This is a genomic window from Streptomyces massasporeus (assembly GCF_014648995.1).
Taxonomy (GTDB): Bacteria; Actinomycetota; Actinomycetes; order Streptomycetales; family Streptomycetaceae; genus Streptomyces; species Streptomyces massasporeus.
The window spans coordinates 1-12,458 of sequence record NZ_BMSE01000006.1 but is presented as its reverse complement, the minus strand read 5'-3'; the positions used below and the strand labels follow the sequence as shown (position 1 = coordinate 12,458).

Sequence of the window (12,458 nt, the reverse complement as noted above, 5' to 3'; positions counted from 1 at the left end):
AGTACCAACGCAGCAGCACCCCCCCAACGCCGGGTCGCGGACCCACCCGCCCCCAGGCCAGCCACAACCCCGCGCACCCGCCCACGAGCCCCCGAGCAACGCCCGGCACGGAAAACCCCCCGGCCCTCGCGCCGACCCCGGCGACAATGACCCCGTGCGGTACAGAATCCTGGGCGTCACCACGGCAGAGGACGAGCACGGCTCAGTCGTACCCGTCGGCGGACCACGGCTCCGTGCCCTGCTCACCGCCCTCGCCCTGCGCCCCTCCCGCGTCACCACCCCCCAGACGCTGATCGACGAGGTCTGGCCGGAGGAGCCTCCCCAGGACGCCCCCGCCGCGCTCCAGGCCCTCGTCGGCCGCCTCCGCAGGACCCTCGGCAAGGACGCCGTCACCTCCGAGACGGGCGGCTACCGACTCGCGGCGGGCCGGGACGACATCGACCTCTTCGTCTTCGAACGGCTCGTCCAGCAGGGCACCGACGCCCTCACCGGCAACGACCCCGCCCTGGCGGAGCACCACCTCGACGCCGCCCTCGCCCTCTGGCACGGGCCCGCCCTCGCCGACCTCCCCGACCGCTCCGCCGCCACCCGCCCGGAGGCGATGCGCCTGGAGGCGACCCGGGCCAGGGCAGAGGCCCGGCTACGGCTCGGCCGCGCACTGGACGTCGTACCGGAACTGCGGGAACTGACGGCCGTACACCCGTACGACGAGCCGCTGCACGCGCTCCTCATCCGCGCCCTGCGCGACACCGGCCGGGACGCCGACGCCCTCGCCGCGTACGAAACCGCCCGCCGGGCCCTGGCCGAAGGCCTCGGCACCGACCCCGGGCCCCGGCTGCGCGCCCTCCACGCCGGACTGCTCGACCCCGCCCCGCCGGAGGAGAAGCCGCCGCCCGCTCCGCCGGAGCGCGAGCGCATACCGCCCGGCACCATTCGGCCCCGTCTGACCTCCTTCGTCGGCCGGGAACCCGAGATCGACGCCATCCGTTCCGAGATGCACAGGGCCCGTCTCGTCACCCTCACCGGACCGGGCGGCTCCGGAAAGACCCGTCTCGCCGAGGAAGCCGCCGCCGGGCTCCCGCAGGCACGGCTGGCCGAGCTCGCCCCGCTCGACCGCCCGGAGGCGGTGCCGGGAGCGGTGGTCAGTGCGCTCGGTCTGCGCGAGACCGTGCTGCTGACCAGCGAGCACACCGCCGTGCAGGACGACCCCGTCGGCCTGCTCGTCGAGTTCTGCGCGCCGCGCAGCCTCGTTCTGATCCTTGACAACTGCGAGCACGTCATCGGCGCCGCCGCGCACCTCGCGGAGACCCTGCTGACCCGTTGCCCGGGGCTCACGATCCTGGCCACCAGCCGTGAACCCCTGGGGGTTCCGGGTGAGTTGGTGCGTCCGGTCGAGCCCCTGCGCCCGGACCACGCCCGCCGGCTGTTCGCGGAGCGGGCCGCGGCCGTCCGTCCCGACGCGGACGCCGTGCTCCGCGACGAGCGGGCGGTGGCGGAGATCTGCCGGCGGCTGGACGGGCTGCCGCTCGCCATCGAACTGGCGGCAGCCCGGCTCCGGCTGCTCACCCCCCGGCAGATCGCCGACCGGCTCGACGACCGCTTCCGCCTCCTCACCTCCGGGAGTCGTACGGTCCTGCCCCGCCAGCAGACCTTGCGCGCCGTCGTCGACTGGTCGTGGGACCTGCTCGACGACGCCGAGCGGACGATCCTGCGTGAGGTGTCGGTGTTCGCGGGCGGCTGGGACCTGGAGGCGGCCGAGGCCGTGTGCTCCGGGCCCGCCGCCGAGCTGATCGGGGCCCTCGTCGACAAGTCCCTCGTCGTGGCGGCCCCCGACGCGGACGACTCCGGCATGCGCTACCGGCTGCTGGAGACCATCCACGAGTACGCCGTCGAGCGCGCCGCCGACGCCCCGCGGCTGCGCACCGAGGCCGAGGTCCGGCACCGCGCGTGGGCGCGTGCGCTCGCCGAGCGGGCCGATCCGCTGCTGCGCTCCGCCGGGCAACTGCCGTGGATCTCCCGCCTGGAGACCGAGCTGGACAACATCCGCGCCGCCCTCGAACGGGCCCTCACCGCCGGGGACGAGGAGACCGCCGCCGCCCTCGCCCTGGCCATGGGCTGGTTCTGGTGGCTGCGCAACTACCGCCACGAGGGCATGGAGTGGCTCGAGCGGACGCTGCGACTGGGCGCGGCCCTGGACGCCGGAGGGCGAAAAGCGCCCGGCCACATCGAGCACTTCCTCACCGCGCCGGACGGGGAGACGGGGCATCCGCTGCACGCCCTGCGGATGGATGTCCGCATGCTGCATCTGTTCTTCATGACCGAGGCCGAGTCCATGGAGACGATCGTCGACGAGCAACGGCCGTACATGGAACGGGTGTGGGCCCACTTCGAGGGTGGCGGCCCGCACGCGGCCCGCATCCCGGGGCTCGTCTGCCCGATCCTCTCCTCCTTCCTGGGCGACCAGAGCGAGGTCCGGGCCGTCCTGGACGCGGCCGTCGCCAACTGCCGTGCGTACGGGGGCGACTGGGAGCTCTCCGTCGCGCTGATGTTCCGCGCGCACACGGTCGTCGATGGACCCGGTGGCCTGGAGGGCGTCGACGACGACCTCGCCGAGTTGCGAGTCCTCAGCCGCCGCGCGGGCGACCGCTGGCTGCGCGCCCAGGTGTGCAGCGCGGTCGGCGAGGCCGCCATGGCGCGCAGCCGCTTCGAGGACGCCAAGGGGGAGTACGAGGAGGCGCTGCGGCTCGCCTACGAGGTGGGCGCCTACGCCGAGTCGCCGTTCCTCATCGCCCGGCTCGCCGAGATCGCCTACCGCGCGGGAGACCGGGCGGCCGCGACGGCGTCCCTGGACGAGGCCACGGCCGCCGCCGAACGGTACGGCGTGCGGGACTCCAAGGCGTACGTCCTGCTGATGCGCACCCAGATGGCGTTCGAGGACGGGGACACCGGCCGGGCGCGTGCGTGGTGCGACGAGGCCCGCGCGAACACCGCACCCGGCCCACCGCCACCCCAGTTCGCGGTGATGCTGCTCCTGCTCGACGCCATGATCACCGCGAGGGAGTCCGGCTCCCGGTCCGCCCTGCCCAAGCTGACCGGCGCCCTGCGCGAGGCCGTGGAGAAGCGGTGCTCGGACGTGATCCGGGCCACGGTCGTGGACGGCGCGGCCGGGCTGCTGGCCGATCTCGGCGACTTCCCGCGCGCGGCCCGGCTGCTCGGCACCGCCGAGCACTTGCGAGCCGGCCGCCCGCGCTCCCTGCCCGAGCGTGCCCCGGTCGAACGGGCCGAGGCCGCTGCTCGCACTGCCCTGGGAGACGCCCGGTGCGACGCCGAGCACGCCCGGGGCGCGGCCCTCACCGCGGACGACGTCCTGCGCGAGCTGGACGAGGCGCGCGGTGCTTACGCCGGCGGCCTGGTGACGTGAACCGTCGTACCCCCAACAGGCCTAGCCGCAGGTGAACCTGGACTCTGCCCAGTCCACCGGCATCAGGTTGTCGAGGGCGCTGCGGGGTTCCACCACCAGCCGGACCGTGCTGCGCCCGGCGAGGTTCACATGGACGGCCACGGCCGGGTCGCCGCCCTCGACCAGCGGGGACCGCCACAGCCGGGCCCCGTCGGCGTAGACCGAGAAGTACACCTTGCCGAGCCTCAGCGTCATGTCGTCCACCCCCACGAGCGCGTCGTACGACGAGCAGGAGCGGTTGAGGTCGATGGTGACGGACGAGCGGCCGTGCACGGTGACGCCGTGGGCGTAGCGCTGGTCGCCGACCGACAGGCCGGAGCGCTTCCAGACCCAGCTGCTCGAACCGATCCGCATCTCGGGCTTCGTGCCGTCGCCGCTGATGTCGTACGACAGTTCGCTCCACTGGTAGACGGCCGGGGCGGGAGGCGGGGGCGGCGGGGGAGTGGGCGTCGGTGTGGGGGCGGGGGGTGGTGTCGGTTTCGGGGGCTCGGGTGGGGGAGCGGGCTTTCGGGGCGGGGTGGGGGTAGGGTCCTGGTCCGGGGCCGGACTGGTCCTGGAGCTCGGTGTCGGCACGGGTGTCTCGGCGCGCGCGGGCATGATCCCCGGCGGGCGCGGACCCGGGTCCGGGTCCGGGTCCTGCCGTGAGGGTGGGGGTGGGGGCGTGGGCTCACCGGGTCGCACCACCGACGACGGCTTGGGGGACGAAGGAGCGGTTCCGGCCTCCTCCTTCGGCTTCTCGTTGCCGGCCAGGGCCATCACCACCGCGGCCACCACCCCGACGGCGACCACACCGGCCGCGATACCGGCCTTCAACGGCGCGCCGAGCCCCTCGGAGGCCGCCGCACCACCCCCGCCTCCGGCCCCTCCGGCCGATCCGCCGCCCGTCGCTGCCGAACCGCCCGCCGAGGCCGCCCCACCGGTCGTGCCTCCCGTCGCCGCTGCCGCCCCCGCCGCACCGGCCGCTCCCGCGCCCCCGGCGATGAGCCCGGCCGCCTTCGCATACCCGGCGGCCCCGAACCAGCCGATGACCGCGACCGGCACGACCGCCGGGATACCGCCGGCCACTTCTTCGATCTGCAGCGCGGCCAGCCGGCACTTCGCGCACTCCTCCAGGTGCTTGCGCAGCCCCCGCTCGGCCCGGGTGCGCAGCCGCCCGCGGGCATACGTGCCGAGCTGGTCGGCGTAGCGGGCGCACTCCTCGTCGGCGGTGAGCGTGGCGCTGACGTGGGCTTGGAGGTAGGCCTGCTTGAGGCCCTCGCGGGCCCGGCTGGCGAGCACGCGTGTGCCGTTGGCGTCGAGCCCGAACAGCGTCGCGACCTCGCTGGGCGACTCGTCCTCGATCTCGGTGTGCCACAGCACGGCCTGCCAGCGCTCCGGCAGTGACCGGAAGGCCCGCATGGCCATGGACTGCTCGGCCTCGTGCATCGCCCGTACGTCTGCGCCGAGTTCGAGCGTGTCGTCGTCGGACACGTCGGATCCGCGTGCGGACCGGGCGGCGAACACGGCGAAGTCGTCGACGAGTTGCTCGCGCCGCGCCGACCGTGTCCAGGAGGCGGCGACGCGCCGGACGGAGGTGAGCAGGTACGCGCGCACCGCGTGCGCGGGCCCCGCGCCGCCGCGTACCGCCTGGAGCATGCGGGCGAAGACCTCGGCGGTCAGGTCCTCCGCGGTGTGGGCGTCCCGGCAGCAGGTGCGGGCGTACCGGCGCACGGCCTGCGCATGGCGCCGGTACAGCTCCTCGTACGCCGTGTCGTCGCCCGCGCGCATGCGGTCGATGAGGTCGGCGTCGGACGGCGGCATCTCGCGCGGCGGCGGCAGGACGCTGTCCGCGTGCCAGTCGCGCTGGGCCGGGACCGAGCCGTCGGCGGGGTGACCGCCGGGCGGCACGCTCGCGCGTCCGCCCTGGCTCGGCACCTTCGGCGGCACCGGGCCGCCGGCCGTGGCGTCGCCGCTCCCGCCGCCGCTCGACTCGTCCCGCCCGTCACCGCTCATCGCGGAAAGCCCCCGCCAGCCGCCCAACCCGTCCAGACCACCGGGTCAGCGTGCCATATTGGCATTTGGTCAGAACCCCATAGTTCGGACGATCACTCATCCGTGGGGATTCGCCACATGGCAGTACTAGCCGTCACCCATTCGGGGAAGGCTCCTCTTTCGCTCCGGGCGGCTCCGGGCGGGGAGGGCTCCCTGTTCTCGCTGCGGCGGGGAAGGCTCCCCTTCTCGCTGCGGGCGGGGAGGCTCGCTCCCCATTCCGCGCAGGGCCGGGACGTCCCGCCCGAGCCCTGGGGCCCACCCGGCCCGGGCCTGTTCGCCCCGAGCCGCGGGCCCCGAGCCCCGGTGGGTCACGCCGGTCGCGAGCGCAGCCCCTCCAGCAGGATGTCCAGCAGCCGGGCCGACGCGGCCGCCTGCTGAGCGGCGTCCGGCAGTGAGGGCGCGGCTGTGGCGATCACCAGCAGCACGTCCGACACCGACACGTCCGCCCGCAGCTCACCGGCCGCACGCGCCCGGTCCACGAGCTGGCCCACGACCTCGAGCAGCGCCGACGTCCCGGCGTCGTCCTCGGCCCCGACCGCCGGTACCGAGGCGACCGCGACGGGCTGGTCCGGCACCAGCCGCAGCTCCGTCGTGCCCGGCTGGGTCCGCTGCTGCGGCACCCGCGGCCCTGAGGCACCGTCCTCGACCGAGACCCGCAGCACCTGCGGCGGCAGCAGCCGCCCGGCGCCGGAGGCCACCGACGTCCGCAGGAAGCGCGACAGCGCCGACCACGGCTCGTCCTCCTGCCCGAGCGCCGCACGCGCCTGGTCGGTCAGCCGGGAGGTCTCCTCCTCGGCTATCCGCCGCACCAGGACGTCCTTGCTCGGGAACCGCCGGTACACCGTGCCCACACCGACGCGCGCACGCCGCGCCACGTCCTCCATCGGCGCGCCGTACCCCAGCTCGCCGAAGACCTCGCGCGCCGCACGCAGCACGTGCTCCAGATTGCGCTGTGCGTCCACGCGCAGCGGCGTCGTCCGCGACGTGTCGCGTCCGTTGCCCGCCGCGCTCATCGTCATGCCGCCCGCCGCGAGTGCGGACGCGGGCGACCAATGAGAGTCCTGAACATGCATAAGCATTCCCCCGGTAATGACGTCTCCCCCCGGAGACACTCCCCGCCATTCGATACCGGAGCGAGGGAACGGCCCGGTCCCGCGGCCCGCCCGTCGCGGACCCCGGTGAGCACATCCCCCTACACCCCGTCGACACACGAACATAGTTGAGAGGGAGTCAATTCAGAAGGGGCAGGTTCCGCACGGAGCGCCCACCGATCGGAGTACGGGCCGCATACGTCCCGAATGTGCCCCCGCACGCCCCCCGCACCACCCCTCCTGACCTGCATCTATGTGCACAAGGTCGGTATTCCGGCCAACTCCGCGCGCCGTCCCGCTCCGGTCACACAATTCGTCGAGGCTGTGGACAAACGCAAGCGACGGGTGCGTCATGGGGTGGTGAAGGAACGTGCGCGCATTCTCGTTGTCGGTGGCGGCTACGTCGGGATGTACACGGCCCTGCGCCTGCAGCGCAGACTGAAACGGGAACTGGACCGGGGCGAGGTCGAGATCACCGTCGTCACCCCCGACCCGTACATGACCTACCAGCCCTTCCTCCCCGAGGCCGCCGCCGGCGCGATCTCGCCGCGCCACGTCGTCGTACCGCTGCGCCGCGTCCTCGACCGGTGCCGGATCCTGATCGGCGAGGTCACCGCCGTCGACCACGCCAAACGCACCGCCACCGTCACCACCCTCGCCACCGAGGAGGAGGGCACGGGCGGACAGCGGCTCTCCTACGACCAGCTCGTCCTCGCCCCCGGTTCCGTCTCGCGCACCCTGCCGGTCCCCGGCCTCGCCGACCACGGCATCGGCTTCAAGACGGTCGAGGAGGCCATCGGCCTGCGCAACCACGTCATCGAGCAGATGGACATCGCCTCCTCCACCCGCGACCCCGCGATCCGCGACGCGGCCCTCACCTTCGTCTTCGTCGGTGGCGGCTTCGCGGGCGTGGAGGCACTCGGCGAACTGGAGGACATGGCCCGCTACGCCGCGCGGTACTACCACAACGTCCAGCCCGAGGACATGAAGTGGATCCTCGTCGAGGCCTCGGACCGGATCCTGCCCGAGGTCGGCGAGGAGATGGGCCGCTACACCGTCACCGAGCTGCGCCGCCGCAACATCGACGTGCGCCTGGAGACCCGCCTCGAATCCTGCGCCGACCGGGTCGCCGTCCTCAGCGACGGCGCCCGCTTCCCCACCCGTACGGTCGTCTGGACGGCCGGCGTGAAACCCCACCCGGTGCTCGCCGCCACCGACCTGCCCCGCAACGGTCGTGGACGCCTCACCTGCACGCCGGAGTTGTCGGTCGACGGCACCACGCACGCGTGGGCCGCGGGAGACGCGGCCGCCGTCCCCGACGTCACCGCCGAGGAGCAGGGCCGCGAGTGCGCCCCCAACGCCCAGCACGCCGTCCGCCAGGCCAAGGTCCTCGCCGACAACATCGTCCACTCCCTGCGCGGCGAACCCCTTGAGACATACGAACACGCCTACGTCGGCTCGGTCGCCTCCCTGGGCCTGCACAAGGGCGTCGCCCATGTGTACGGGCGCAAGCTCAAGGGCTACCCCGCCTGGTTCATGCACCGCGCCTACCACCTCAGCCGCGTGCCCACCTTCAACCGCAAGGCGCGCGTGCTCGCCGAATGGGCGCTGGCCGGCCTGTTCAAACGGGAGATCGTCTCCCTGGGTTCACTCGAACACCCCCGGGCGGAGTTCGAACTCGCGGCCGGTGGAAAGCCTTCTCTGGACCCCCCGCACAACCCGAAGGGGTCGTCCTGACCGGACCCAGGAACTCCATCGGCCGGCCCGGCGTCTGACGGATGTCGGTCCGGTCCGCGCACTGCCAGACTGGTCCACCACCGCGGGCATGCCACCACTCGCCCCGGTGCGGGCCCCCCGGGGCCCCGGCCGGTTCCGGTGCCGGCCGCCGACCACTACACGAGGCAAGGATTCGTGAACTTCACGCGCTGGAGCGCCCGGCTCCCCGGAACGCAGCGCCGCGCCGCAGCGCGGACCGAGCAGACGGCCTCCCCGGACCGGCGGGGGGAAGGCTCCGTACCCGCCGCCCGTGCCGAACGACCGACCGACGAGTCACCCTCCGTACCCGCCGTCGACGAACTGCGGGTGCGTGAGGTACTCGACCGCGTCCCCTCCCTCGTCGCCCTGGTCCACGGCCCCGACCACCGCATCGCCTACGTCAACGACGCCTACACGACCGCCTTCGGCGTACGCCCCCTGGGCGAGCGCGCCCGCGAGGCGCTCCCCGAGCTGGACGCCCTCGGCCTGTTCCCCCTCCTGGACCAGGTCCAGCGCAGCGGCAAACCGCGCACGGTCAAGTCCCGCAAGGCTCCCGACGGCCGCTCCTACACCTTCACCTGCATCCCGGTCGCCCAGGGCGACGGCAAGGGCGGCAGCGACGGTCGCGGCGTCCTCGTCTTCGCCACCGACGTCACCGACCACGCCGAAGCCGCCGAACGCCTGCGCGCCAGCGAACGCCGCCAGCGCGAAACGGCGGTCACCCTCCAGCGCTCCCTGCTCCCCCAGGAGCTCGAGCAGCCGGACGACCTGCGCATCGCCGCCACCTACCACCCCGGCGGCACCGAAGCCGCGGTCGGCGGCGACTGGTACGACGTCATCACCCTGGGCGGCGGCCGCACGGCCCTGGTCATCGGCGACGTCATGGGCCGGGGCGTCCGCGCCGCGGCGGTCATGGGCCAGCTCCGCACGGCGGTCCGCGCCTACGCCCGCCTCGACCTCCCCCCGCACGAGGTCCTCCAGCTTCTGGACGGCCTGGCCGCCGAGATCGACGCCAACCAGATCGCCACGTGCGCGTACGCCATCCACGACCCGAACGAGGGCAAGCTGGTCTACTCCTCGGCCGGCCACCTGCCGATCCTCGTCCGCGACGAGAACGGCACGGTCCTGCGCGCCGACGAACCCACGGGCCCCCCGCTCGGAACCGGCGGCTGGATGCACGCCTCGGGCTCGATCCCCCTCGCCCCCGGCTCCACGGCCGTCCTCTACACGGACGGCCTGGTGGAGCGCCGCGACGCGGACCTGGACGAGGGCATCGCCGCCCTGGAGCGCGCCCTGGCCGGCGCCACAGGAACACCCCAGGTCGTCTGCGACCGCCTGGTCCGCTCCGCCGGCGTAACCCCCGACCACGACGACGACGTGGCCGTCCTGGTCCTCCAGCACCCCGCCCGCACGGGAGCGGACGGCGAGCTCTTCCGCAACGCCGCCCTGGAACTCCTGGGCGGCGTGGAAGCGGCCCCCCGCGCGCGTGCCTTCGCCTCCGGCGTCCTGACCAGCTGGCGCTTCCCCGCCGACCTGCACGACCTGGGAGTCCTGGCCACCAGCGAACTGGTCGCCAACTCCCTCCAGCACGGCACCCCGCCGATGAGACTGCGCCTGCGCCGTACGGACAGACGGCTGATCATCGAGGTCACCGACGGCGACGACCACCTCCCCAGACGCCGCCGTGCGGAACCGGGCGACGAATCGGGCCGCGGCATCGCCATCGTCGCCACGATCGCCTCGAACTGGGGCTGCCGCCGCACACCCGGCGGCGGCAAGGCGGTCTGGTGCGAGTTCGCACTGCCCCGCACCCAGACCACCTAGGTGTGCTGACCGGACGACAGGCCCTGGACGGGAACGGGATCAGACGTCCGCGGAAACGGGCGCCCCACCCCGTGCCACGACCCGGCTCTTGCCGATCCACGGCTGATCCTGCACATCGGTCAGCTGCCGCCCCAACCGCACGGCCAGGACGGTGATCCCCAGCGAGAACACCAGGAACGCCACGATGTACGGCGCGTGCAGGGAAGCCCCCAGCGGCCCGCCCACCGCCGGCCCGACGGCCAGCGCGAGCTGCTTGACCAGGGCGAACGCGGAGTTGTACTGCCCCGCCATCCCCTCCGGCGCAAGATCCGCGACCAGCGGGGCCACCGTCGGCGACAGCATCGCCTCGCCGAGCCCGAACAGCGCGTACGTCGAGACGAACGCGGCCGTCGCCATCTCCTGGCTCCCGTGCCCGAGCCCCGCGTACCCGGCGACGGCCCACGCCACGGCCCAGATCAGTCCGACAGCGGCGATCACCCGCGACCGCCGGCGCCGCTCCACGAACCGCAGCACGGCGAACTGCGCGACGACGATCATCAGCGTGTTGGCGGCGAGTGCGGTCCCCAGCGCGGACGTCGAGATCCCGGCGGCCTCGACCCCGTACGCACTGAGCCCCGACTCGAACTGCCCGTAGCAGGCGAAGAACAGCACGAAGCCCAGCACGCACAGCTGCACCATGGCCCGATTGCCCATCAGCTGCTTCCAGCTGCCCCGGCCCGAGGCCTGGGGAGCGCCCTCGATCCGCGGCGCGTGCGGCAGCCGCACGGTCACCATCACCACGACCAGCAGCAGGAACATCGCCGCCTCGATCGCGAAGAGCAGGGTGAAGGAGGCGGCGCTGGTGGTGTCGACCAGATGCCCGCCGATCAGGCCACCGACGCCGAGCCCCAGGTTCTGCAGGAAGAACTGCATGGCGAAGGCACGCGACCGCGTGTCCGCCGACGAGCAGTCGACGATCATCGTCGCGAGCGCCGGCTGCATCACGGCCTGCCCGGCCCCCAGCAAGGACGCCGACACCAGCACGGCCGCCGCGCTGCTCGCGATCCCCAGACTGAGCGCGCCCGCAGCGGCGGTGACCAGGGCGGTGAGCAACACAGGCAGCGGACCCCGCCGGACGATGGCCCGCCCGGCGAACGGCAGCACGACCAGCGCTGCCACGGCGAAGACGGCGAGTACGAGACCCGCCGTCATGGCCCCCAGCCCTCGCACCTGCGCCACGTAGACGTACAGGTACGGGACCGTGAAGCCGAGCCCGAACGCGCTGAGTGCGTTACCCACGTGAATGCGGCGCATCGCTGCGCCCATCGCCCTGGTCACGTTCACCTCTCTCACAAGTTAGGAGTGAAGACTTCGAAGCTAAAGTTCGAAGCTAAAGAGTACATACCCAAGGACTTCAAGGCAAAGAACGACCGTGCGATACTGCGCACATGGGTGACACCCCCGGCCCCAGCGAGCCGACCCTCGAAGAGCAGATCGCCGCGTACCAGCGCGAGTTCCAGGACCTCGACCCCCAGGTCGAGCAGATCGTCTCGGCCCTCTCCCGCCTGAACCGCCGCATGAACGTCGCCTACGGCCGTCAGACCTCGACCCTCGGCATCAGCAACACGGAGTGGGAGGTCCTCAAGGCCCTCGTCCTCTCCGGTGCTCCCTACCGACTGGGCCCCAGCGACCTCGCCAAGCGCCTCGGCCTCACCCCGGCCGCGATGACCCACCGGATCGACCGCATGGTCGCCGAGTCTTTGGTGACCCGTGAGCGAGACGAGTCCAACCGCGTACGAGTCATCGTGGAACTGACATCCGAGGGGCGAGAGAAGTGGCTGGAGGCGATGCGCCTGGCGTCGGTCTTCGAGGAGGACCTGCTCCAGGACCTGACCCCCGACGAGCGCACGGCGCTGGGCGAAGTGCTCACGCGTCTGCTCCGGCGGGTCGAGGACGCCCAGCCGGACGCCGGCGGACGCCTCACCGACCTGGAGTGACGCCAGGACCGAAAAGACCTTGACAGGGGCGGCTTGACAGCCCCCTGGCGGATCCGTAGAGTTCTTCGGGTTGCCGCGGGGCCGTAACGGTTCTTCGGCAGCACTTCCGCCGCAGCAGCGGCACCCAAACCACCAGCTCGACCTCCCGACAGGGTTGATTTCGGCACGCCCGAATTCAATTCGAATTGGGACTCGACGACCGATCGACTCCACACCGGCTTCGATTTGGGAATCGCCGAGAGGGCGCGCTAAGGTTAGGGACGTCGGAACGGCCCAACAGCCGCAAAGACAAACCCCGCTGACCGGGGATCAGGCCCGAAA

Annotated in this window: 7 protein-coding genes; 4 read left to right on the top strand and 3 right to left on the bottom strand. The window is 73.0% G+C overall.

Going from position 1 to position 12,458, the window contains the following annotated elements; genetic code table 11:
- Positions 1-154: 154 nt before the first annotated feature.
- Positions 155-3,421 (top strand): ATP-binding protein, encoded by a 3,267-nt coding sequence (locus IE153_RS15745; RefSeq protein WP_189590341.1) that lies wholly within the window; start codon positions 155-157, stop codon positions 3,419-3,421.
- A gap of 21 nt (positions 3,422-3,442) precedes the next feature.
- Here IE153_RS15745 and IE153_RS15740 read toward each other — a convergent pair whose 3' ends face one another.
- Both IE153_RS15740 and IE153_RS15735 read right to left on the bottom strand, forming a co-directional pair.
- A complete protein-coding gene (locus tag IE153_RS15740) occupies positions 3,443-5,452 on the bottom strand; it encodes a sigma-70 family RNA polymerase sigma factor (protein WP_189590340.1) in 2,010 nt (669 codons plus the stop codon).
- Positions 5,453-5,799: 347 nt separating this feature from the next.
- Complete coding sequence (locus tag IE153_RS15735; RefSeq protein WP_031109790.1) at positions 5,800-6,564, bottom strand: TetR/AcrR family transcriptional regulator; 765 nt, start codon at positions 6,562-6,564, stop codon at positions 5,800-5,802.
- Between the two features lie 375 nt (positions 6,565-6,939).
- On the opposite strand from IE153_RS15735, the gene IE153_RS15730 reads away from it, so the two are divergent.
- Both IE153_RS15730 and IE153_RS15725 read left to right on the top strand, forming a co-directional pair.
- The gene (locus IE153_RS15730; RefSeq protein WP_189590339.1) at positions 6,940-8,319 is read left to right on the top strand and encodes an NAD(P)/FAD-dependent oxidoreductase; all 1,380 of its coding nucleotides are present in this window, start codon (positions 6,940-6,942) and stop codon (positions 8,317-8,319) included.
- Positions 8,320-8,493: 174 nt separating this feature from the next.
- A complete protein-coding gene (locus IE153_RS15725; protein WP_189590338.1) occupies positions 8,494-10,161 on the top strand; it encodes an ATP-binding SpoIIE family protein phosphatase in 1,668 nt (555 codons plus the stop codon).
- A gap of 39 nt (positions 10,162-10,200) precedes the next feature.
- Here IE153_RS15725 and IE153_RS15720 read toward each other — a convergent pair whose 3' ends face one another.
- A complete protein-coding gene (locus tag IE153_RS15720; RefSeq protein WP_189590580.1) occupies positions 10,201-11,466 on the bottom strand; it encodes an MFS transporter in 1,266 nt (421 codons plus the stop codon).
- A 122-nt stretch (positions 11,467-11,588) separates the two neighbouring features.
- Between IE153_RS15720 and IE153_RS15715 the strand changes: the two genes are divergently transcribed.
- On the top strand, positions 11,589-12,137 hold the full coding sequence (locus tag IE153_RS15715; protein ID WP_189590337.1) for a MarR family winged helix-turn-helix transcriptional regulator: 549 nt from the start codon (positions 11,589-11,591) through the stop codon (positions 12,135-12,137).
- The last annotated feature ends 321 nt before the right edge of the window (positions 12,138-12,458 follow it).